Consider the following 21,431-nt stretch of genomic DNA (forward strand, 5'->3'; position numbering starts at 1 on the left):
TGAGAAAAATAGAGAATAAGAGAAAAATTAAGTCGGTTAGATTAGAGACGCAATTTGAAATTTTATGGTTTAGCGATCTGATAAATTCCAGTTCAATCAAAAAAAAGAAGTTGCCAATTCTGACAACTTCTTTAAGAAATCAGCCTGAATAATGCGTAGGCGGATGGTTATGCGCAATCTCGATCTGGTTCAAAATATGATTGCTCATATTTCTCGCCATTTCCTCTTTGGCATAGTACACCTCGCCAATATTGTCACGGCGAATCACTTCGGCTTCTTCCTTGCTTTCCGCACATAGCAGGATCTGAATAGCAGGGTTTAGGGTCTTGGCAATATCCACGATTTTATGGATATCAATAATATCCATCGGTGAGATCACCAATAGACGTGCATGCTGAATGTGAGCCTGAATCAACACACCGGGTTCAGTTGCGACACCAGAAACTGCCGCAATGCCTTTTTTACGCAAATTCTCTACGATCTCACGGTTTTCTTCGGCAATGACTACCTTAATATCTTGCTCCATTAGAGATAAGGTAATTCGACGACCGACTTCACCATGACCCACAATCACCACCTGATCACGCAGATAGTCCTGCGAGACCTCATCCGGTAGCATGGCAAGCGGATCACCACTACGCTCCAATAAGCGCGCCAGAGACGAACGTTCGCGGATCCATTTTTGTACCGGTTCTACTGCTGAGAAAATAAACGAGTTCAGGGTAATCGAAATCAGGGCACCCGCTAGAATCAGGTTTTGTCCATCGAGTGACAATAGATTTAGCGATACACCAAGTGCGGCCAGAATAAAAGAGAATTCACCGATTTGTGCCAGAGATGCACCGACGGTGAGTGCCGTATTGATTGGGTAACGGAAGAACAGCACCAGTGCCATCGCTGCGATGGTTTTACCAATCATGATAATACCGAGCACCGCCAACACATGAAGTGGCTGATCCATCAGGATACGCGGATCAAACAGCATACCGACGGACACAAAGAACAGAATCGAGAAGATTTCACGCAGTGGTAAAGTTTCTTCCTCGGCACGGTGGCTGAAGTCAGACTCTTTCACTACCATCCCGGCAAAGAACGCACCGAGTGCCATGGATACGCCAAAGACCTTATAAGCCCCAAAGGCAATCGATACGGCTGCAGCTACGACGGTTAAGGTAAATAGCTCACGTGAGCCTAAACGTGCCACCACCTGCATGATCATTGGCACTAAACGTTTACCAATAATCAGCATGAAAGCAATAAAGCCGGCTACTTTGAGCAAGGTAATGCCTAAGGTGATCCAGACATTCTGATCGCTACTACTACCTTCCAGTGCCTGACCACCGAGAAGTACTGCAGTTGCGGGTAATAATACCAGTGCCAGCACCATGACCAGATCTTCAACCAGAAGCCAGCCGACTGCAATTTTCCCGTTAATGGATTCGAGCAGGCCACGATCCCCTAGGGCTTTGAGAAGCACGACGGTACTGGCACAGGACAGGCTTAAACCAAAGATCAGGGCAGAGCCAAAATTCCAGCCCCAGAGCATGGAGACCCCGACCCCGAGCAGTGTCGCGACTGCAATCTGCAAGACTGCACCCGGCAAGGCAATACGCCTGACCTGCATCAGGTCATTCAGAGAAAAGTGCATCCCGACACCAAACATCAGGAACATGACGCCAAGTTCGGCCAGCTGGTTCGCCAGATGCACATCTCCAACCACGCCTGGGGTGTTCGGGCTAATCAGAATCCCGGCAACCAGATAACCAATCAGTGGGGGAAGGCGTAGACGTGCAGCGATATAGCCAAAAACCAGGGCCAAGCCAAAACCGACAGCTAACAGGATAATGAGCTCTACGTCATGTGGCACTAAACACTCCTTTAAAATAAATTTTATGAAATTTCAGTTTTTTATGGGAAATAAGCACAGAAAATGCCAGAAGAAACAGAAAGTTTATCAAGCCGCATAAAAAAAATGCAAAAAAAAACGACCGGGAAGGTCGCTTTTTTCAAAAAACTAAAATTATTTGATTTTAGCTTCTTTGAAGATTACGTGTTGACGGATTTTTGGATCAAATTTTTTGATTTCCATTTTTTCCGGCATAGTACGTTTGTTCTTAGTAGTGGTATAGAAATAACCTGTACCAGCTGAAGAAACTAAGCGAATCTTATCACGCATTGTCCTGACTCCTTACTTAGATCTTTTGACCTTGAGCACGAAGGTCAGCAACAACCTTTTCAATGCCCAATTTGTCGATAATACGCATACCTTTAGTGGTTAAACGAAGACGTACAAAACGTTTTTCGCTTTCTAACCAGAAACGGTGGTGGTGCAGGTTCGGCTCGAACCGGCGCTTAGTTTTGTTGTTGGCGTGTGAGACGTTGTTACCAACGACTGGACGCTTGCCGGTAACTTGGCAAACCTTAGACATGGTGTAACTCCATTGATTTAGCCAACAGCAAATCTGTATGGCCAGTCAAAAATAAACGGATTGAATTCATTCAAGGGGCGTTTTATATCAAAAATGCGCTTAAAAGACAAGCGATTTTGTCTAAAACGAAGCATGAGCCCGTGTGATAGCTCATGCCTTGATCATTTATCGAAGAAGTGTCTTCGAAATCAGCTTATGGATCGGCTTATTAAACGGAGGCAGAATGTATTTCAAGCTATACAGCTTAGGATTCGACATTACTGACCGTTCATGCGACAAACTGAAGAAGCCTTCTGGCCCATGATATTTACCCATACCGGAAGCACCGACACCACCAAATGGCAGGTCATCCTGTGCGACATGGGTTAATACAGTATTTTGCCCGAAATGCCCTGAATGGGTACGCTGTGCGACATAATCAGCACGCGCCTGATCAAAGTCGAAATAGTATAATGCAAGTGGACGCGGACGGCTATTAATAAAGTCGATAACGTCGTCAATTTGATCATATTCCATGATCGGCAGGAGCGGTCCAAAGATTTCATGCTGCATAATCTGCATGCTTGGCATGACATTGGTCACGATGGTCGGTGCAATTTTACGCAGGTCTGCTGGCGATTCATTACGCGGATTAATTTCAATAATCTGCGCGCCTTGCTCACGGGCATCATCCAGATAACCTTGCAAACGATTGTACTGCTTGTCATTGATAATCGAGGTGTAATCCTGATTATGGCTGATGTCCGGATACATGCTTTCGACACAGGCTTTAAAATGATCGATAAACTCGGCAGTTTTGCCACGTGGCAGGAACATATAATCCGGCGCTACGCAGGTCTGTCCGGCATTCCAGAGCTTGCCCACGGCAATACGCTGAGCCACATCACGCAGGTCAATCGATGGATGCACCAGTACAGGGGACTTGCCACCCAGTTCCAGAATTACCGGTACCAGATTTTCCGCAGCTGCTGCCATCACGGTTTTACCGACAGCAGTTGAACCAGTAAAGATCATCTTGTCAAAAGCCAGTCGGCAGAAGGCATCAGATACCGTACCGCCACCATTCACCACGGCAACCAGTTCTTTAGGGAAAGCTTCAGCTAAGGCTTTTTCCAGTACCTTGCCAAAAGCAGCCGATGAACTGGAAATCTTGATCATGGCATGGTTGCCCGCAGCCAACGCACAGATCAGAGGACCGATGGATAATAATAAAGGGTAGTTCCACGGTGCGATGATGCCGATCACACCTAGAGGTTGATACTGTACCCAGGCTTTTGCCGGCTGGTGAATAATACCGACATGACGCTTGGACGGTTTCATCCAGCCGGTCAGGTTTTTACTGTAATATTTAATATGTTCAAGACAAGTCATTAACTCGCCAATTTTGGTTTCCCCGACAGAGCGATTACCATAGTCCTGATTAATTGCATCGGCAAATTGATCTTGATACTTAACTAAGATACGCTTAAGCCGAGCTAAACGATCGATACGTTCCTTTGCAGTCGGCAGTGGGTAGCGTAAGTAGGCGTGTTTTTGTTGAGCCAGAATTTCATTGAGGTGCTGGCTATCAAGAAAATGTGGTGTCATTGAAGTTGTTTTTGTGTGACTGTTCATGCCGCACTACCATTATTCAAAATCGATTAATTAATTTTTAGAGCAAATACTCTAATTAGTCAAGTTACTTTATGTGTTAGCCTTACTAATGCATGAACTGAATGGTTATTTTAGGATGTCCCAAACCAAAACGTTAAAAACCAAAGAGCGTATCTTACAGCTCAGCTTGCAGTTGTTTAATGAACGTGGCGAACGATCTGTAACCACCAATCATATTGCTGCTGAACTCGGCATGAGTCCGGGTAATCTGTATTACCATTTCCGTAATAAAAATGAAATTATCAAGGAACTGATGGAGCAGTATCAGCATCAGACGCTGGAAATGCTGGCACTTCCAGAAGACCGTGCTCTAGATGCCAATGACAAGATTCATTATTTTCAGGTACTGAGCAGTCAGCTTTGGGCTTATCGTTTTCTGCACCGTGATGTTTATCATCTGGTCGAAAATAACGAAGATTTCCGCAAGCTTTATCCACGCTTTGCCGGACAGGTCATGCAGCAGGGACAAAAAATTTATAAAGCCTTCGTAAATGCCGGCCTGATGGAAATGACCGATTCAGAAATTGAAGCGCTGATCATTAACCTCTGGATCGTACTGACCAACTGGACCAACTTCCTGTATATGTCGGGTCATATTACCGATTCCAACACTCTGGAAGAAAAATGGGTCTGGCAGGCACTGCGTCAGATGGTGTTCCTGGAAGGTGCTTACCTGCGTGGTGAAAGCCGTCAGACGTATGAAAGCTTACTTAACTCATTCGGTTCTTCAGAGCTGTTTGCCAGTCTGTCGTCGCCTAAACCGCCCGAATCTGAACAAACTATTCAGAATATCCAAGAAACGCGTTAGAATACTCGGCTTATTTTTTTAATTTAACTAATTAGTGACCTTAACCAACATGAATATGACGACTGCTAATACCGCACGTTTATTGATTACTTGTGAAGACAAGCCGGGCATCGTGCAGGCTGTTTCAAGCTTCTTGTATCATCAGGGTGCCAACATTACGGCGCTTGATCAATACGCGACAGCAGCGCAGGGCGGACGTTACTTCATGCGTGTTGAGTTTGAACTGGACAATCTGCAAAGCCGTAAAGAAAGCCTGTTGCAGACTTTTGCTGCCAATGTTGCAGAGCGCTATGGCATGCACTGGCGTCTGGCACTGGTCAGTGATGTGAAAAAGGTCGGTATTCTGGTTTCTAAAGTCGACCATGCGTTGCTAGAGCTGTTATGGCGTCATGCACGCGGCGGTCTGCCATGTGAAATCACTAAAGTGGTATCTAACCACGAAACTCTACGTGAATCAGTAGAAAACTTTGGTATTCCGTTTGAAGTGGTTCCTGTGACCAAAGAGAACAAACGTGAGGCCTATGCACAGATTGATGAACTGATGCAGGGTAACGATCTGCTGGTCTTAGCCCGTTATATGCAGATTCTCGATGAAGAGTTCGTAAGTAAATGGGAAATGAAAGTGATCAATATTCACCATTCATTCCTGCCAGCGTTCGTGGGTGCTAATCCTTACAAACAGGCTTATGACAAAGGTGTAAAACTGATCGGTGCAACTGCACACTATGTGACAGCTGATCTGGATCAGGGTCCAATCATCGAGCAGGATGTAGAGCGTGTGAACCATGACTTTACTGTTGAACAGCTGCGTGAATTGGGTCAGGATGTTGAACGTAATGTGCTGGCACGTGCAGTGAGATGGCATCTGGAAGACCGTGTGATTGTCGACGGCAATAAAACTGTCGTGTTCCAATAAGCGCTTGCATCTCGGTTTAAAAAAGGCATACTTTAAGTATGCCTTTTTTGTTTGAAACAAAAATAATGGAGAAAAGTGGGATTAGTAGTTGAAAATGAAAACACTTCTCATTTATTATTGGCGTACTTTAATTGTGCTAACCGATGAGCTTGATAGTTTGTTTCGCATCATCTCTTCGAGGTAAATAGATTTAATGAGTCAAGTTGCTGCTCCCATGACACCACCACCGTCAAATCAGATGAAAAAGAAAGTCGTTTCTATTCTGGCGGCGGTTCTGGTTGGACACGTGGGTCTCTTATGGGCAGTCAGCCAGATGGAAGCACCTGAACTGAAACAGGTCGATAAAGAACCTTTAAAGGTTCGTTTTGTCAAACTTCAGGAAGCCCCAAAACCTTTACCACCCAAGCCAAAGCCGCCAGAGCCTAAACAAGAGCCACCAAAGCCGAAAGAAGTTAAAATTGTAGAAAAACCGCTGCCACCGCCACCCAAAAAAGTAGAAAAAATTGAGCAGGTGAAAAAAGCAGAAACGCCTAAACCTGTTACTGCACCGCCAGTTGAAGCCAAACCGGCACCAAGTCCAGTGGTTCCTGCGGTCGTGACTGAAACTAAAAAAGTGGCACCTGCGCCTGCACCGGTTGCGCCACCCGCACCTGTCGCACCGCCGACTCCACCTGCACCGCCAGCACCGAAAAGTGTTGCAATTGGCGGCGGCGTATCCTGGCAGCGTGCACCAAAAGTGTCGCTCTCGGCAGGAGAGTTAAAATCAGCCTGTTCATTGGTAGTGGATGTATCTGCAAATGAGCAGGGGAAAGTGGTCTCTGCGACCGCACGAAATTCGAGTTGTAGTCCGGCCGTTACGCGCAAAGTTGAATCAGCGGTACGTCGTGCACAACTGACCAAATATGTTGAAAATGGTGTGGCTTATCCAACCCGAGTGGAACAGCCTTTCGATTTTCAGATTACCAAATAACGGCTAACCCATTAGGAGTTCGAATATGAACTTTTCAGTTTATTGGCAACACGCTGATGCAGTCAGTAAAACACTGTATTTCGTGTTATTGGCAATGTCGATTGCGACATGGACCATTTTTGTGCTGCGTTTAATGGGCACTCGCCAACTTAAACAGATTGCCTATGCTCAATTATCTAACGCATTAGGGCAATTGAAAAATAAAATGACTCCTTTGGCATTTGAACAACGTAAAGCTGTAGCTGAGCAGGCTTTATTGCGTCAGATCGCATTAGAAAAAGGTAATGCGGAAAAAGGTGTATCTGTCTTGGGTACCATCGCTTCAATTTCACCCTTTGTCGGTCTGTTCGGTACAGTATGGGGGATCTTCCACGCACTGGTTGCCGTGGGTAAGAGCGGTCAGGCAGGTCTGGCACAAGTAGCCACTCCAGTGGGTGAAGCGCTGATCATGACCGGTCTGGGTCTGGCTGTGGCGATTCCTGCAGTACTTGCATATAACATCTGTGTACGTGTCAACCGTACTTTAAGCAATGAACTGCAAGACCATGCGCATAGCTTATTGATTGATACCATGTTGCAACAGGACTCTTCTGCAAAGAAGGCTGATGCAAAAGTAGCACAAGACAGTTTAGTTGGAGGTCAAGCTTAATGGCTTTTCAATTGGGTGAAGACAACGATACAGGCATGAATGAGATGAATCTCATTCCCCTGATCGACATTATGTTGGTATTGATGATCATCTTTCTGGTGACAGCGACCGTTGCGAACCCATCAATTCCATTAACCTTGCCGCAAACCACTGCAGAAATTATTGACCTGCCACCGGAAAATGTCACCATCAGCATCAATGCGAAAGGTGATGTAGCATGGAACGGCGATGTGCTGACCTTGGAACAACTTGAAACCCGTTTCAATGAGGCGAGCCAGGCACAGCGTCAACCGACCATCGTATTGAAAGCAGATAAAGAATCACGTTATGACACCGTTGCTCAAGTGATGTCACGCGCGAGTGGAGCCGGACTCAGCGATATTGCCTTTGCAACTGATAACTAATTTTTTACTCTCAATGAAAAAAGCGACTGAGATCAGTCGCTTTTTTATTGCCTTAATTTAAGAGGGCATTCAATTCAGCAGAACCAGTTTAATGGGTTTTAAGCAGCGTCATAAACTTATGTTGTAATTTGTTCAGCTTGGGCGGAATCGCGAAATTACAGTAGCCCTGATTCGGATTCTTGGCAAAGAAATTCTGATGATATTCTTCGGCAGGGTAGAAAGTCGGTGCAGGGCTAAGTTCAGTCACAATATTCAATCCTTCAGCTTTCAATGAGTCTATTGTGAGCTGTGCAGTTTCTTTCTGCTCATCATTAAAATAATAAATCACAGAACGATACTGCGTGCCGACATCATTGCCCTGACGGTTTAATGTCGTTGGATCATGGGTTGCGAAAAAGACTTCGAGCAACTGACTATACGTAATCTGATTTTCATCGAAATCGATCAGGATCACTTCGGCATGATTGGTATCACCGCCGCAGACTTGCTCATAGGTCGGATTAGGATTTTGTCCACCCGCATAGCCGCTGACGACCTTCTGTACGCCCTGAAGCTGTAAAAATACTGCTTCGGTACACCAAAAGCATCCACCACCAAATAGTGCTTGTTGCATGGTTAAGTCCTCATCATTGTAGAGTGCTGATTATTGAATGTTCATATGAGTATGAAAGATATAAAGCCTGCACGACACAGGTTTTTTGTAGTCAAAACTTAGCGAGGCTGTACTGCACTTTCTAACTGAATGAGTAAATTGCCATGACGGTCCATTAATTTCAGGGTTTTACCATAGACCTGATAATGAGTCACTTTGCTCAGTGTCTCCTTAAATTTCTGATCCAGACCTGCATTATCCAGACAAGCCATTTCGGTACTCGCCATCTGGCTTAAGTTAAGGGTGTCTTTGCCGGCAGTGTAGCTGCCCATTATACGGTTACAGCCATCTGCGCCAGACACGCGTTGAGTCGCTGCATCGAATTGCAGACTTGGAATATTGCGTGCTGTCGGTGCTGTAGTAATTTCGGTATTACCAATCTGGTTCACAATCCAGGTGCGATTTTGCAGGAGCTGTAAATTATTTTCAGTTTTGACTGATGAGGTACTCGGTACGGTTTCACAACCTGACATAGCAAAGACTGAACCTAAAATCATGATTGCTGTTAATTTTTTTAGCATGAGAGAGACTCTAATTCTGAGTTAGCTATTTGTATATAAACAAAAAAATGCAATATATGCCAGTTGATTTTGTATCTTTCTTTAAGTTGGATAGCTTAGAAAATTATCTGGAACTCGGCTCAGGTAGGCCCTGACGCAGGCGTTGTGAATACTCCTGACTGGAGATCTGACCGATATCTTTAACCCGTGGATTAACGTGTGCACGCTGATACCAGGTTTGTATATCCCAGCGCTGATCTAGCGCTTTTAAATCATATAGATAATCGGGTAAATATCCAGAAGCCAGCAGACGGTAATCTGAAGGAAGCTGTTGTTGAGATACTGCCTGAGCCATATCAAAGACCAGCGTCGTGCAGTTACTGCTCAAGGTGTTATACCATTTAGGTTCTTTGGCCAGTTCATCAGCCTTACGCAGATATTCTTTAAATAGGGCCTGAGCTTCTGCTTGCGGCATTTTGACCGGAAAAAAGTAAACCTGCTCACCACGAATATTGCTACGCGTATATACAATATCTTTCTCATCTGAGGCGACCAAACTCAGTTCATATTTTCGGAAGAAGCCACCAATAGCAGAAAATTTCTCATCCTTTTCTTTGCGAATTTCGATCGAGAAGGCGAGCGGTTTCTGATTGGCAAAATCAAAACTGACCAGCGTATGGGCAATTTTAGGTCCCATCCAGTAAGAGGTAATAATGTTTACCCCGGTAATGTCGTTTAGATCAAAACTCCGGCTTTCCCAGCGTTCGGTATATTGACCCTCTGCTTGCCAGTCAAAATTACGGATATTGTGCAAGGTGACTTGATTGCCTTGCTGCTCATAGGAGAGCAGTCGGGAAACTTCAGGATTCCAGTCACGATCCTGACGAGGTTCTATGCTTAAATAAGCCAGTAAGCTGACCAGAAAGGCTAGCAGATAAAGCACTGTATCCACCTGGCGGGAAATCAGATGCTTGGTGAAATAAATGCCCAAGACCACACAGGCAAATAGAAGCCAGAGACCGATCAGAATGATGCTGCCAATTTTACCCAAGGGTTGTTGCACCCAGAGCATCAGGCTCAGCCAAAGACTTGAACACAGGACAAATACACTAAACAGACTCCCTAATAACCACAGGCTCCAATGCTTTTCTGAATGATCTTGTCCTTGCATGTTCAATCTTTTATAGAAAATAGGCTTTATTTTCTGTATGTTGCGAACTCAAATGCAATACCGGTTTTGTCATCGATATGTTGTTCTGATGCAACTTTTTTGAACTGGGCCGGAATTTCCGGATAGTAGGCGTGACCTTGCACATCCAGTTCAACATGGGTCAGTTCCAGACGATCAGCGATCTCCAGAGTCTGTTTAAAGATTTCACCACCGCCAATAATAAAAATAGCATTCGGTTTTTCTGAAGTCTGCACATCGGCCACGGCTTGAGTCAAGGCATCTTCAATCGTATGCGCGACTTTGACGCCTTCAAAAGACCAGTCAGGATCGCGGGTAATCACCCAGTTCACACGTTTAGGCAACGCACGGCCCATCGACTCAAGCGTTTTACGACCCATGACAATCACGCCACCCTGGGTAATTTCCTTAAAGTGCTTGAGATCTGCTGAGATATGCCAAGGCAGATCATTGTCCTTACCAATACAGCGCTGCTGATCCATTGCCACGACATGAACGACTTCTAAATCCTGAAATGCCATACCCATACTCAAAAACAGATAAAAATTATTGCTATTAAAATGCAAAATCCCACTTTAAGCAAAGTGGGATTTGAATATTTTCCGGGGCTTAACCAGAATTAAACTGCAACTGGTGCCTTGATTCCTGGATGTGATTCATAACCCACAATTTCAATATCTTCAAATTTGAAATCAAACAGGTCTTTAACTTCAGGATTCAGTTTTAACTGGCACAGGCCTAAAGGCTCACGACTGAGTTGAAGTTTGGCCTGTTCAAAATGATTGGCATATAAATGCGTATCACCACCCGTCCAGACAAAATCACCGACATCCAGATCACACACCTGTGCAATCATATGAGTCAATAGAGCATAGCTAGCAATATTAAATGGAACGCCAAGAAATTTTATGCCCCCATTTTTATGCACACTGCGTTTAGACATAAGGGAATGGGTATCATTATGTCACTGTGCATTTTTTATTTTGCATATTCAGTCTATCTTAAACAAAATAATTGAGCCTAGAGATGGCTTCGAAAAAGTATAAAAATTGCTTCTGTGTTGAAAATTAGTGCCAAAGATTTACTGCTTTAAAATTAAATCGTCTATTACATTCGTCAGTAGTTGCTTGTTATGACGTTGAATTAAACGTGCATCCATTCCTAAAGAAATGGGTTTTTCAACATCTAAAACTGGATGATCTCCAATAAATAGCATTTCTGACATTTCACAGTTGAAATGGGTCTTAATAACTTCATAGATATAATCTTCAGGTTTTATAGCCCCAATCTCATAACTTAAAAAAAGTGCATCAAATACATGTGGAAGCAGCTTTTTAAGTTGCTCTCCGTAAGGCATGGCTAAATTAGAACATAGTGCAATTTTAAATCCATGCTCTTTTAATATTTGTAATGTGGATATCGTATCTTTATAAAGTTCAATTGTACTTAACTCAAATAGAAGATCATCGTTGATTTCGTGCAAAAGTTGAGTTGGAATATTTTCTCCAAAGAGCATAGCTAATTGTGCAATATCAACAGGATTAGACATAATAACACTTGCATCTTTGGTGCTTGGTTTTCTACCATTATCTTTTAGCCACTTCATTAACTTGCGATATGGAGATCGGCTTGTACCGATTTTTACAAGTGTACCGAAGGCATCAAAAATAATGACTTTAGGAAGGTGATTCATCATTCTTACTATGGATACTAAATTTATATTTTAAGTAGAAGAGTATGGAAAATGAAAAACTAATTTAGCTAAAGTTTTTAAATCTCTTATATTTTCAAACTTAGAAATTACTATCAGTTTTTCTTCAAAAATACTTCTAATTTCTGTTTCTTCAGAAACCAAATAAAAAGGTTTAAGATCTCCAAAATTATTCATAAAGACTCCCCATTTAAAGGCCCTTTTAAAGTCTTTCCATCCTCTTTTATTATCTACTAAAAGACTGATAATCATATAAGATTCTAAGAACTCTATCATCTTATTTGCTGCTGTATAACGTATTGTGTCGAAGGCGCTTCGCATATTTTCAAGAGATTGAGAATATTCTTTATGTTCAAATAGAAAGACTGCATCAACCCAATTTTTAAGCCATGGGCTGAGAGAGTCATTATTAACTCTATTGTATTGTTCTAACCACACTTCATAATTTGATTCCGAACCCTTTATAAGCTGATAACCATGAATCATATTCTCAATATTTTCTTCAAGGGGTTTCATTATTTTTTCAGCTTTTCCTGTTAACCCTAAGTACCGATGTATGCGTACAGTTGCTGAATGATAAGGTTTATCTTTAGGTATCCAAAGTTCTAATAATTGTCTAACAGTAAACTTTTCCTGCATTTCTAAAAGATTTTTATGACATCTCTGATCATAAGCAATAAGAAGCTCAGTCAAAAAAAACTCTTTTTCTTCTAAGCTCATTGAATTTAGTTCTTTAATAGGTTCCTCAAATAAAATGAGAAAATCTCTTTTTACTGCAGAATAAGCTTGTATGAATAAACCTATATATCGTGTTTTAAAAGAATCACCATATGTTGATGACAATATATTACTGCAATAGGTCAGGAATCTAGCGATTAAAAGAAATAGGGTATATGTATCTGCTAATTTAGTATTAATCCTTTGTTTTTTAAAAGCTCTATGGAAGGTGCTGAGAATTTGAGAGGTACTCGGCAGTTGAACTTTTCCAGTTAACCAATTTTTGACATTATTTAGGTCTTTATCAGTTTGATCTACATCATCAAGTTGATGAAATGTTTGATATGTAATTTTTTCGGAATCATAAATCCAAGTCATAGCATGGACTAAAGGATTTTTTTCTGAATTGTCTAACCAACCTAATAAGTCGGGTGCTTCAGGATACGAGTCATTTAATAGATATTTGTAGTAAATTTCTGAAGGGAAACATAGACGTGCAATATCAACAATGAATCTTTCAATAAGATTTTCTATATTTTGTTTTTTATTTAAAAACGTATGCTCTTGTAATATTATTCTTAAATAGCCTTTAAATAATTCAACTATTGGATTTACAATAATTTTTTTAAATTTTTCTTCCACAACAAGAGATGTAAGTGAAGAGAATATTTCCTCACTGTAATGATTAAAATTTTCTAAGAAGTTACATTCTTTTTCTTCTGCTAAACGCTTTAGATTTTTATGCAAGCTTTTAGGTTTAATAGAAATATCTAAAATCTCTTCACCTTTTGTCGGGATGAGACCAGTAGCATTATAAAAAAACTTTAATAAATCGCCTTGTGAAGGAAAAGCAACAGGTTTCATAATTTATTCAACTTCTTTAAAGGTTTTAGCTAGGTACTTTTAAGTACCTAGCTGACTTTTTACTTTTTAACTTGTGGATTTAGTTGTGTACCACGGTTACCTTGATTCTGATCATATGTACGATTAGTACCTGATGTTCCTTTATTTGCATTACTAATATCTGCATTGTGATTGCTAGTAGATTTTTTAGACATAATATTTACCAATTAAGTAATAGTGAGACTTGATAATAGGCAGATATCTAAAAAAAATTAAAAAAAAGTGGCGACATGTTTTTTTCGTTATATTTTTTACTAAATAATTATCAAGATCTTTGTGCAACACAGCCTATCTTGAGTATATTTTCTATTGTTTTAATTTTCACTTTGCAAAAATCAATTTGAGAAACAATCTCTTCTTTATATTTTTTAATTGAACTGCATAATTCTGGGTAAGATAAACTTAATTCATCAATGAATTCAGCCTGTTTTATTAGAAATTTTAACTCTTTGTTTAGTTGATTTTTTTGAATATTTAATGGATTTTTTTCTTCATTATTGATCAACTGTTTTCTCAATTCTTTTATTTTTTGAGTTTCACTATATAAGTAAGATTTTTTCTTAAATAGTGATCTTTGAGCAACCAAGTAGTCATTTTTCGATAATAATTTTATAGCTGCATACATATCTTCTCGTAAGCTTTTAACATTGGATGAATCCAACTGATCTGATTGTCTAATAATCTCCCAAAAACATTTGGCTTCCCAATCCTCAATTTCATAATTTTTTATTATTTCAAGAAATTGGTCAGCCAATGGAATATTAAACCTCATCATTTTGGACACCTTTAGAAAGTAAAAGAGGATTATAGTCCGTGGATGTTTAGTCCTCAATTAGTGATATTTCTTTTTTTTGAGCAGTTTGTTCCAAATGTCAGAATTATCAAAAGTAATTGGTTGTTCAATCCGCAACAAAAGAAAAGAGAAAAATATCACTCAAGAATCACTCGCATTGCAATGTGGAATTGATCGTAGTTATATGGGACGTATTGAACGTGGTGAGGTCAATATCACAGTAGAAAAACTATATGAAATAGCATCAGCTATGCAAATTCCGGCCAAAGATTTGATTCCCTAGTTTTATTCAAATATAAACTAGAAATCCAATCTAATTTTAAAAACTACCAACCTAAATTAGGTGTATCTATTTTATTTTTATTATTGCCTGAAGCTCTTTTCCTTATTTTTCCTCTTAGTTTTAAGAGCTCTATAGGAGATAAAGGAGGCTCGGGCAGAAATGAATCAATCTCATCTAAGATTTCCAAAGCCTGAAGAATAGCTATCAGATCAGCCAGTCGAACATTTCCTTTCTCTGCTTTTAGCACTGTCCTTTTTGAAACCCACGCCCTGTCTGCGACTTCTACTTGTGTCATGTCTCGGTTTAATCGTGCTCGCTTTAACCGTAGCCCAATTACTTCGGCAATGTAGGAGGGATTATCACTTTTATAAAATTTCATTTTTAAAATTTGAACTATTAATAAATTAACTTAAAGATATTCTTTCTACACCGAATCGCCAAATATCATGGAAGGTGACGTTAAGTGCCAAAATCTGTACTTAACAAAGATTTTTATAGGATTAAGTACAAGATATTGCACTTAATAGCACACCCCACATCCAAATTATTTTAGTAAAAATCTTAATTTACTTAAATTTTATTTAATCCAATAATGTAGAAGAAATACATAAAATCGAACATGGTAGTTGAAGGCATACGTTGTGTAGTTACCTGATGGTTTCAACCACCTTTTATATAGTCTGTTTGGGGCTTCTATGTCAGATATTGCAAAAGCAGTTCAGGAACGGGTAAAAGGATTTCGCCTTGGGTATGTCTTTTCTGTGGACGAGTTTGAACAGTATGGAAAGACTGAAGTGGTTTATCAGGAGCTTTATCGTTTAACTGAGCAAGGCGTGATTAATAGCATTCAGCACGGTATTTATTATAAACCTGAACCAAACCGTATGTTGAAGGGGCGATACCTGAGCCCTGATGTTTATGAGGTGGTCAAAGTGATTGCTGAAAAAAATGGTGAACTCATCCAGGTTCATGGAGGTATAGCCGCAAATCGGCTTAAATTAAGTACTCAAGTTCCAGTGATGGATGTGTTTTACACTTCAGGTAACTCTCGTGAATTTGAGATTGGCGGCACTCACGTAAGATTGCTGCATACTAAAAATAGTAAATTTTTCCAATATCCATTGGGCAGCCGTGTAGGAATGGCTATATCAGCATTACTCTTTTTGGGAAAAGAGATTGTTGATTTAAATACAGTTAAAAAGCTTGAAAAAACGCTTACATCTGAAGAATGGATATTACTTTATCAGTCCTCTTTGCCTGCATGGTTGCATAAGTTACTGGATGAGCAGAAGACAAAGTTTTACTTTTAAGCCCAGGTTATTTGCATTCCTTATCCATAGCTTTTTCTCTTAATTTCTCCCACAATACCCTCAAAGAAATTTGAGAGTCATCAGCGTGATTACAGGCGAGATTAAAAGCAAAATTGACCAGATTTGGAATGCATTTTGGAGTGGCGGTATTTCCAATCCTTTAGAAGTCATGGAGCAAATGACTTATTTGCTATTTATTCGCCGACTGGATGAAATTCAGATCACCAAAGAAAAGAAAGCCAACCGTTTAAAGAAGCCTGTAGAACATCCAATTTTCACGCCTGAACAAGATCATCTTCGTTGGTCAAAGTTTATTACTTTAGGCGATGCTGCAACTTTATATAATACCGTTGCCAATGAAGTCTTTCCTTTCATTAAAAACTTAGGTGCAGAAGACGAAACCACTTATAGCCATCACATGAAGGATGCGCGTTTTACCATTCCTACGCCTGCGCTTTTAACCAAAGTGGTGGATTTAGTTGCCGATGTGCCCATGGATGATAAAGACACCAAGGGCGATATTTACGAGTATATGCTCGGTAAAATTGCATCAGCTGGTCAAAACGGTCAGTTTCGTACGCCTCGCCATATCATCAAGATGATTGTGGAGCTGATGCAACCTAAGCCAACCGATACCATTTGTGATCCTGCTTGTGGTACAGCAGGCTTTTTAGTCGCTGCAAGTGAATATTTAAACGATCATTACAGTACTGAGATTTTTGCCAATCCTGAAGCAGCTAAACGCTTTAGTGAAGAAACTTTTTTTGGTTATGACTTTGATAGCACTATGCTTCGTATTGGTTCAATGAACATGATGCTGCACGGTGTTGAAAACCCACGTATTGAAAACCGTGATTCTTTGAGTGAAACGCATTCACATATTGCGGAAAAATACAGTCTGATTCTTGCCAATCCGCCATTTGCAGGAAGTTTGGACAATGAAAGCTGTGCCAAGAACATTCAAGCCGTAGTCAAAACCAAAAAGACCGAATTGCTATTTTTAGCCTTGTTCTTACGTCTACTTAAAACTGGCGGTCGTGCTGCGGTGATTGTGCCTGATGGTGTGTTATTTGGTTCATCGAAAGCGCATAAAGATTTGCGTCAAAAGATCGTAGAAGAGCAAAAGCTTGAAGCCATTATTTCGATGCCATCTGGTGTATTTAAGCCTTATGCTGGGGTTTCAACTGCCATTATGATTTTCACCAAAACCATGTCGGGCGGTACGGACAAAGTTTGGTTTTATGATATGCAGGCGGATGGTTATTCGCTTGATGATAAGCGCAATGAGCTAGATAGTTCAAAGCATGAAAATAACAACATTCCTGACATTATTGCTCGTTTTAAAAACTTAGAAGCAGAAAGCACTCGTAAAGCCAGAGAGCAAAGCTTTATGGTGGATAAAGCTGATATTGCTGCCAATGGTTATGACCTGTCGATTAACCGTTATAAGGAAGTAGTATATGAGCAAGTGGAATATGAAGCACCAAGCAAGATTTTGGCGGATTTAGAAGCACTTGAGCAGGATATTTTAAAAGGTATGGCTACGCTTAAGGAGTTGTTGAAATAATGACTCAAATTGTAAAAATTGGAGATATTTCTACTCAAATTCGTGGTGTTTCCTATTCAAAAAATGATGCTATTTCGAATATGCAAGAAGGATATTTACCTGTTTTAAGAGCTAATAATATTCAAGAACAAGGTCTGATTTTAGAAGATTTTGTTTATGTTCCTGAAAGTGAAATTTCCGAAAAGCAAAGAATCTTAGCAGGTGACGTACTTATTGCTGCATCAAGTGGAAGTATTAGTTTAGTGGGTAAGGCTGCTTCGGCAAAAGAAGACATCGATGCAGGATTTGGTGCATTTTGTAAGATACTTCGCCCAAATACTGAGTTAGTTGATCCAAGATATTTTGCTAATTATTTTCAGACTCAAAAATATCGTCAGATTATTTCTAATTTAGCTGCTGGTGCAAACATTAATAATCTAAAGAATGAGCATTTAGATGATTTAGAAATTCCACTCCCACCACTTACAGAACAACGCCGAATTGCATCTATTTTAGATCAAGCGGATGAGCTACGCCAAAAACGGCAGCAAGCGATTGAAAAGTTAGATCAGCTTTTACAATCCACCTTTATTGAAATGTTTGGCGATCCTGTCAGTAATCCTAAAGGATGGGAAAAGGTAGAAGTCGGCAAGGTGACAACATGTATAGTTCCTGGACGAGATAAGCCCAAAAGTTTCACGGGCTCTATTCCTTGGATTACTACAGATGACTTAAATTCTCTAGGTTATACATCTCAGTCAAAAAAACGAATGGGACTAACACAAACTGAAATAGATGATGTTCGAGCAAAAGTAATTCCATTTCAAAGTGTTGTGATGAGTTGTGTAGGAAATCTTGGAATTACAAGTATTGCAAACAATGAATTTGTGATGAATCAACAATTACATAGTTACCAATGTCTTGAGCAGATAACACCTGAATTTTTAATGTTCTGCTTACCATTTGAAAAGAATTATATGTTTTCTCGTGCGACATCAACTACTTTGCCGTATATGAATAAATCTGTTTGTAATAGTGTACCTGTAATTCTGCCACCGATAGATTTACAAGAAAAGTGGTCTAAAATTTTATTAAATATTGAAGAACACAAGCAAAGTCTTTATAAACAGCTAGATATGCAAAATCAATTGTTTAGCGCATTACAAAACCAAGCATTTAACGGCACTTTATAACATTTAATTAAAAATATGAGGGAATATATACATGAGCAACTTTCAGTTTTTAGAAGCTGGAAAGCCTGTGTATATCCCCTCTAAAATCTACTTAAAATAAATATAAAAATTTAATAGCGAGACAAATCTTGTCTATCAAATGCATTATGCTAAACCAAGTTCAAGAAATAAGCATAAAACTATGAATACAAAAGAATCTTTCGTATCCCAATTTTTTCGGATTTTAAATGTCTTTCAGGCATTACCGAAGTCGCCAAATCACCATATTTCTATCGAAGATTTACTAGAAAGCTTAAAAACAACCTATGAACCATTCCATGCTCCGCGTAAAACTCTGCAACGTGATTTAAAAACATTAAATGAAATTTTGCATCGAGGACATATAGATCAAGTCGTAGCAAGCGGTCGTCGTTCTGCTTGTTACCGCTTATCTCCAGATGCTCAACTCAATTTAAATAAACAAAATATTATTCAAGATGAGTTTCAATCACTTGCAACTATTCATAGTTACAACTTTTTAAAACCTTATTTCCCAGAATCTTGGCAAAAGACACTTTCTCAACAGTTTGAACAAGCTCAAAACGTTTTAGATCTAAAAAACAAAAATGTATGGCTGACAAAATTTGGCTTTGCGTTGGACGGGGCTTTTCAAACGCATCTCAATCCAAAAAATGAAATTAAAGAACTTATTTTTAAGTGCATTCACCAAGATAACTCATGGTTAGAAATTTTATATCACCCTGAAGCTTTTGAACGAGAAGCTACACGCTATACGATCAAGCCGCACGGAGTCATCGTGAGAGGCAGAAAGCAGTATCTCATCGCTTCTAAAATTAATCATAATCGTAAAATCCAGATTCGTACCTTTACCATGCATCGAATTTTACATGCAGAACCAACGCCAGAAAGTTTAAGCATCGATATACAAGATATTGATATGCAAAAAGCAATTGAACAATATGAGTTTGAAGGTTTCTACAATGATGATCAACCGAAAGAAATTCAGTTGAATTGCTCAAATGTTTTACTATCTGAGCTGAAATTTTCAGAAATTCATCCATCACAGCAAATATGGAATGATGATGCAGACGCTTATTTTACCTTAACCGCTGAAATGCCTATTACTCAATCTTTCCTTGAATGGTTGGTGCAAAAGGCTCAATGGATTGAGGTCGAATACCCCGAGGACTTAAGAGAAGAAGTCAAAAATAGAATTATAGAAATGGCACAAAACTATGCAATAGAAACAAATGAAGACAAGATGGAATGGGATGAAGATTTCGATGAATGTTTTGATGAAGAATGTGAGCTACAAACGCTTGAAAGCATTCTTGCTGAACCTGAAGCTGACAATCAACTAATCCTTCATAATTGTTTCGCACAAGCGATTCAATTAATTAGCAAACAAGAAACAATTAGTGCTGTCGAACTTCGACGAAAATTACCTATTTCTTACAACTCGGCGGTAGAAATCATAGATCAGATGTTACAACTAGGTTTTATCAAAAGTAACGAAGATACAGGCAAATACTCGGTTTTAATTAAAAAATAAGGAGAGACACATGATGGAAGATGCTCATGTGATACCACTAGATTTGCAGACCGCTCAGGGTAGTTTAGAGCAATTTAAACAACTGATTGAGGCATCGCCTTTAGATCAGGAAGAAGATTCATTTATACCTTTAAGTATTTATCGGGCCGAAAATGCAATTCAATCTTTTAAGAAGCTGCCTCTGACTAAAACACATCGCAAGTCCTTTATTGAAATAATGGGGCTAAGCCATTTAGAAAATGTAAGCTCAAAGACACTTGCATTTTTTATGGACAGCAAAGAAGAACATAACTTAAAAGACCTTGTAGTCAATGCGTTGTTTAGTGTGATGGGTGAAAGCTTTCCCTATCAGATCCATACTGAAAATATCATTCTTGAAGAAAGGACTGGACAAGGACGTATAGACCTTTGGATTGAAACTGACGAACACATCCTCGTGATTGAAAATAAGATTCACCATCATGCAAATAATAATCCGTTTGACGATTATGTTTCACATGCGCATGCCAACAATCCTAAGGATAAAAAACTAAAATTTATTCTATTAGTTATAAAAGAACCAGAAGCAGCACCTGAAAATTTTACCGTCATTACGCACTTTGAATTATCTAAACATATTTTAAAAGAGCTGGGACAAAAAAGCTTACAGGCAGATCAGTACTATCTTACCTATCTCATTGATTATATTTCAGCAATTGAAAAATTTAACCCACATTCGGAGTATGCAAAAATGCAAATGGACATCGTTAATTTTTACCGCAATAACCGTGAAGTTCTAGAAAGCATTCAAGATGAAAAAAATAAAGAGTCGGTATATCAGTATTATGAAAAAGAAGTACGCGATATTGTTGATTTGTTAAAAGATCGAGAGCTAGATTATTTCTCAGATGTTGCTGAGTTTGTAAAATATGAGGGAGATTTATCTTCTATAGGAGGCTCATTAAATAGTAAAACGTTGCATACGATACAAGATGATTATCAATTAGAATTCGAGATTTATAAAAGTACCGCATACACCAGTTTGTGGTGTCGTCGATTTAAAGCAAAATACATAAAAAAACAAGACTCACTTGAATTTCAAGCATTTTTAAAAAATGAGAACATTCCTTTTCTTGAACAAGATGAACACTATGATGTGCTCTTACTTGAAGAAAATGAATCTATCACTGCTGAAGAATTTGTAGAAAAAGCTTACCCTGTCATTAAAAAAATTCTGAATAAAAGCGGTGTAACTAACCATTAAAGTCTCCGAC

24 protein-coding genes and 1 pseudogene are annotated in these 21,431 nt (G+C 39.6%); 11 read left to right on the plus strand and 14 right to left on the minus strand.

The window, feature by feature from the left end:
• Positions 1-139 precede the first annotated feature (139 nt).
• The 4 genes from FTU03_RS12075 to FTU03_RS12090 all read right to left on the minus strand — a co-directional run bounded on the left by FTU03_RS12075 (position 140) and on the right by FTU03_RS12090 (position 4,043).
• Entirely contained in the window at positions 140-1,867 is a 1,728-nt protein-coding gene (locus tag FTU03_RS12075; protein ID WP_159123619.1) for a cation:proton antiporter, read from the minus strand.
• Positions 1,868-2,020: 153 nt separating this feature from the next.
• Positions 2,021-2,176 carry a 50S ribosomal protein L33 gene (rpmG, locus tag FTU03_RS12080; protein WP_001205031.1) on the minus strand — a complete coding sequence of 52 codons (156 nt, stop codon included), beginning with the start codon at positions 2,174-2,176 and terminating at the stop codon, positions 2,021-2,023.
• Positions 2,177-2,192: 16 nt separating this feature from the next.
• Positions 2,193-2,429: a 50S ribosomal protein L28 gene (rpmB, locus tag FTU03_RS12085; protein WP_000048256.1), complete on the minus strand. Its 237-nt coding sequence runs from the start codon at positions 2,427-2,429 to the stop codon at positions 2,193-2,195.
• Positions 2,430-2,594: 165 nt separating this feature from the next.
• Positions 2,595-4,043, minus strand: coding sequence for a coniferyl aldehyde dehydrogenase (locus FTU03_RS12090; protein WP_179993115.1), 1,449 nt, complete (start codon positions 4,041-4,043; stop codon positions 2,595-2,597).
• 115 nt (positions 4,044-4,158) lie between these two features.
• On the opposite strand from FTU03_RS12090, the gene FTU03_RS12095 reads away from it, so the two are divergent.
• The 5 genes from FTU03_RS12095 (at position 4,159) to FTU03_RS12115 (ending at position 7,829) form a co-directional block, all read left to right on the plus strand.
• Entirely contained in the window at positions 4,159-4,890 is a 732-nt protein-coding gene (locus FTU03_RS12095) for a TetR/AcrR family transcriptional regulator (protein WP_034169873.1), read from the plus strand.
• Between the two features lie 49 nt (positions 4,891-4,939).
• On the plus strand, positions 4,940-5,806 hold the full coding sequence (purU, locus tag FTU03_RS12100; RefSeq protein ID WP_005232297.1) for a formyltetrahydrofolate deformylase: 867 nt from the start codon (positions 4,940-4,942) through the stop codon (positions 5,804-5,806).
• A gap of 193 nt (positions 5,807-5,999) precedes the next feature.
• Positions 6,000-6,776 (plus strand): TonB-dependent receptor, encoded by a 777-nt coding sequence (locus FTU03_RS12105; RefSeq protein ID WP_179993114.1) that lies wholly within the window; start codon positions 6,000-6,002, stop codon positions 6,774-6,776.
• A 25-nt stretch (positions 6,777-6,801) separates the two neighbouring features.
• Positions 6,802-7,425 (plus strand): MotA/TolQ/ExbB proton channel family protein, encoded by a 624-nt coding sequence (locus FTU03_RS12110; RefSeq protein WP_179993113.1) that lies wholly within the window; start codon positions 6,802-6,804, stop codon positions 7,423-7,425.
• The gene (locus tag FTU03_RS12115; RefSeq protein ID WP_159123616.1) at positions 7,425-7,829 is read left to right on the plus strand and encodes a biopolymer transporter ExbD; all 405 of its coding nucleotides are present in this window, start codon (positions 7,425-7,427) and stop codon (positions 7,827-7,829) included. The genes FTU03_RS12110 and FTU03_RS12115 overlap by 1 nt, the downstream gene beginning before the upstream one ends.
• A gap of 88 nt (positions 7,830-7,917) precedes the next feature.
• On the opposite strand, the gene msrA is transcribed toward FTU03_RS12115, so the two are convergent.
• The 9 genes and pseudogenes from msrA to FTU03_RS12155 form a co-directional block, all read right to left on the minus strand.
• On the minus strand, positions 7,918-8,442 hold the full coding sequence (gene msrA / locus FTU03_RS12120; protein ID WP_004781907.1) for a peptide-methionine (S)-S-oxide reductase MsrA: 525 nt from the start codon (positions 8,440-8,442) through the stop codon (positions 7,918-7,920).
• Between the two features lie 98 nt (positions 8,443-8,540).
• Positions 8,541-9,002, minus strand: a complete 462-nt coding sequence (locus tag FTU03_RS12125) for an META domain-containing protein (RefSeq protein ID WP_179993112.1) — start codon at positions 9,000-9,002, stop codon at positions 8,541-8,543.
• A gap of 103 nt (positions 9,003-9,105) precedes the next feature.
• On the minus strand, positions 9,106-10,152 hold the full coding sequence (locus FTU03_RS12130) for a DUF4105 domain-containing protein (RefSeq protein ID WP_166136267.1): 1,047 nt from the start codon (positions 10,150-10,152) through the stop codon (positions 9,106-9,108).
• Positions 10,153-10,178: 26 nt separating this feature from the next.
• On the minus strand, positions 10,179-10,691 hold the full coding sequence (dfrA40, locus tag FTU03_RS12135) for a trimethoprim-resistant dihydrofolate reductase DfrA40 (RefSeq protein ID WP_179993111.1): 513 nt from the start codon (positions 10,689-10,691) through the stop codon (positions 10,179-10,181).
• Between the two features lie 98 nt (positions 10,692-10,789).
• A pseudogene (thyA, locus tag FTU03_RS12140) lies at positions 10,790-11,074 on the minus strand (thymidylate synthase); the annotation flags it as partial.
• A 177-nt stretch (positions 11,075-11,251) separates the two neighbouring features.
• Positions 11,252-11,863, minus strand: a complete 612-nt coding sequence (locus tag FTU03_RS12145) for an HAD family hydrolase (protein WP_179993110.1) — start codon at positions 11,861-11,863, stop codon at positions 11,252-11,254.
• A gap of 30 nt (positions 11,864-11,893) precedes the next feature.
• Positions 11,894-13,462 (minus strand): hypothetical protein, encoded by a 1,569-nt coding sequence (locus FTU03_RS12150; protein WP_179993109.1) that lies wholly within the window; start codon positions 13,460-13,462, stop codon positions 11,894-11,896.
• Between the two features lie 59 nt (positions 13,463-13,521).
• Positions 13,522-13,656 carry a hypothetical protein gene (locus FTU03_RS16250; protein ID WP_257219750.1) on the minus strand — a complete coding sequence of 45 codons (135 nt, stop codon included), beginning with the start codon at positions 13,654-13,656 and terminating at the stop codon, positions 13,522-13,524.
• Positions 13,657-13,766: 110 nt separating this feature from the next.
• Positions 13,767-14,276 carry a hypothetical protein gene (locus FTU03_RS12155; protein WP_005103068.1) on the minus strand — a complete coding sequence of 170 codons (510 nt, stop codon included), beginning with the start codon at positions 14,274-14,276 and terminating at the stop codon, positions 13,767-13,769.
• A gap of 94 nt (positions 14,277-14,370) precedes the next feature.
• Between FTU03_RS12155 and FTU03_RS12160 the strand changes: the two genes are divergently transcribed.
• On the plus strand, positions 14,371-14,577 hold the full coding sequence (locus FTU03_RS12160) for a helix-turn-helix domain-containing protein (RefSeq protein ID WP_005103069.1): 207 nt from the start codon (positions 14,371-14,373) through the stop codon (positions 14,575-14,577).
• A gap of 43 nt (positions 14,578-14,620) precedes the next feature.
• Here FTU03_RS12160 and FTU03_RS12165 read toward each other — a convergent pair whose 3' ends face one another.
• The gene (locus FTU03_RS12165) at positions 14,621-14,956 is read right to left on the minus strand and encodes a helix-turn-helix domain-containing protein (RefSeq protein ID WP_005103071.1); all 336 of its coding nucleotides are present in this window, start codon (positions 14,954-14,956) and stop codon (positions 14,621-14,623) included.
• 316 nt (positions 14,957-15,272) lie between these two features.
• Here FTU03_RS12165 and FTU03_RS12170 point away from each other — a divergent pair, with 316 nt between their 5' ends.
• The 5 genes from FTU03_RS12170 (at position 15,273) to FTU03_RS12190 (ending at position 21,421) form a co-directional block, all read left to right on the plus strand.
• Positions 15,273-15,887, plus strand: a complete 615-nt coding sequence (locus FTU03_RS12170; RefSeq protein ID WP_179993108.1) for a DUF6088 family protein — start codon at positions 15,273-15,275, stop codon at positions 15,885-15,887.
• Between the two features lie 85 nt (positions 15,888-15,972).
• Positions 15,973-17,454: a class I SAM-dependent DNA methyltransferase gene (locus FTU03_RS12175; protein ID WP_179993107.1), complete on the plus strand. Its 1,482-nt coding sequence runs from the start codon at positions 15,973-15,975 to the stop codon at positions 17,452-17,454.
• Positions 17,454-18,626 carry a restriction endonuclease subunit S gene (locus tag FTU03_RS12180; protein ID WP_179993106.1) on the plus strand — a complete coding sequence of 391 codons (1,173 nt, stop codon included), beginning with the start codon at positions 17,454-17,456 and terminating at the stop codon, positions 18,624-18,626. The genes FTU03_RS12175 and FTU03_RS12180 overlap by 1 nt, the downstream gene beginning before the upstream one ends.
• Positions 18,627-18,807: 181 nt before the next feature.
• Positions 18,808-20,178, plus strand: coding sequence for a WYL domain-containing protein (locus FTU03_RS12185; RefSeq protein WP_179993105.1), 1,371 nt, complete (start codon positions 18,808-18,810; stop codon positions 20,176-20,178).
• Between the two features lie 10 nt (positions 20,179-20,188).
• On the plus strand, positions 20,189-21,421 hold the full coding sequence (locus tag FTU03_RS12190) for a PD-(D/E)XK nuclease family protein (RefSeq protein ID WP_179993104.1): 1,233 nt from the start codon (positions 20,189-20,191) through the stop codon (positions 21,419-21,421).
• The last annotated feature ends 10 nt before the right edge of the window (positions 21,422-21,431 follow it).

Origin of the sequence: Acinetobacter sp. YH12046 (assembly GCF_013419905.1) — a bacterium.
In the GTDB taxonomy this organism is placed as follows: domain Bacteria; phylum Pseudomonadota; class Gammaproteobacteria; order Pseudomonadales; family Moraxellaceae; genus Acinetobacter.

Excerpts from the sequence above, each read along its gene's own strand:
- rpmG (WP_001205031.1), bottom strand. The coding sequence starts at position 2,176 with ATGCGTGATAAGATTCGCTTAGTTTCTTCAGCTGGTACAGGTTATTTC.
- rpmB (WP_000048256.1), bottom strand. The coding sequence starts at position 2,429 with ATGTCTAAGGTTTGCCAAGTTACCGGCAAGCGTCCAGTCGTTGGTAAC.
- FTU03_RS12090 (WP_179993115.1), bottom strand. The coding sequence starts at position 4,043 with ATGAACAGTCACACAAAAACAACTTCAATGACACCACATTTTCTTGAT.
- FTU03_RS12095 (WP_034169873.1), top strand. The coding sequence starts at position 4,159 with ATGTCCCAAACCAAAACGTTAAAAACCAAAGAGCGTATCTTACAGCTC.
- purU (WP_005232297.1), top strand. The coding sequence starts at position 4,940 with ATGAATATGACGACTGCTAATACCGCACGTTTATTGATTACTTGTGAA.
- FTU03_RS12105 (WP_179993114.1), top strand. The coding sequence starts at position 6,000 with ATGAGTCAAGTTGCTGCTCCCATGACACCACCACCGTCAAATCAGATG.
- FTU03_RS12110 (WP_179993113.1), top strand. The coding sequence starts at position 6,802 with ATGAACTTTTCAGTTTATTGGCAACACGCTGATGCAGTCAGTAAAACA.
- FTU03_RS12115 (WP_159123616.1), top strand. The coding sequence starts at position 7,425 with ATGGCTTTTCAATTGGGTGAAGACAACGATACAGGCATGAATGAGATG.
- msrA (WP_004781907.1), bottom strand. The coding sequence starts at position 8,442 with ATGCAACAAGCACTATTTGGTGGTGGATGCTTTTGGTGTACCGAAGCA.
- FTU03_RS12125 (WP_179993112.1), bottom strand. The coding sequence starts at position 9,002 with ATGCTAAAAAAATTAACAGCAATCATGATTTTAGGTTCAGTCTTTGCT.
- FTU03_RS12130 (WP_166136267.1), bottom strand. The coding sequence starts at position 10,152 with ATGCAAGGACAAGATCATTCAGAAAAGCATTGGAGCCTGTGGTTATTA.
- dfrA40 (WP_179993111.1), bottom strand. The coding sequence starts at position 10,691 with ATGGCATTTCAGGATTTAGAAGTCGTTCATGTCGTGGCAATGGATCAG.
- FTU03_RS12145 (WP_179993110.1), bottom strand. The coding sequence starts at position 11,863 with ATGAATCACCTTCCTAAAGTCATTATTTTTGATGCCTTCGGTACACTT.
- FTU03_RS12150 (WP_179993109.1), bottom strand. The coding sequence starts at position 13,462 with ATGAAACCTGTTGCTTTTCCTTCACAAGGCGATTTATTAAAGTTTTTT.
- FTU03_RS16250 (WP_257219750.1), bottom strand. The coding sequence starts at position 13,656 with ATGTCTAAAAAATCTACTAGCAATCACAATGCAGATATTAGTAATGCA.
- FTU03_RS12155 (WP_005103068.1), bottom strand. The coding sequence starts at position 14,276 with ATGATGAGGTTTAATATTCCATTGGCTGACCAATTTCTTGAAATAATA.
- FTU03_RS12160 (WP_005103069.1), top strand. The coding sequence starts at position 14,371 with ATGTCAGAATTATCAAAAGTAATTGGTTGTTCAATCCGCAACAAAAGA.
- FTU03_RS12165 (WP_005103071.1), bottom strand. The coding sequence starts at position 14,956 with ATGAAATTTTATAAAAGTGATAATCCCTCCTACATTGCCGAAGTAATT.
- FTU03_RS12170 (WP_179993108.1), top strand. The coding sequence starts at position 15,273 with ATGTCAGATATTGCAAAAGCAGTTCAGGAACGGGTAAAAGGATTTCGC.
- FTU03_RS12180 (WP_179993106.1), top strand. The coding sequence starts at position 17,454 with ATGACTCAAATTGTAAAAATTGGAGATATTTCTACTCAAATTCGTGGT.
- FTU03_RS12185 (WP_179993105.1), top strand. The coding sequence starts at position 18,808 with ATGAATACAAAAGAATCTTTCGTATCCCAATTTTTTCGGATTTTAAAT.
- FTU03_RS12190 (WP_179993104.1), top strand. The coding sequence starts at position 20,189 with ATGATGGAAGATGCTCATGTGATACCACTAGATTTGCAGACCGCTCAG.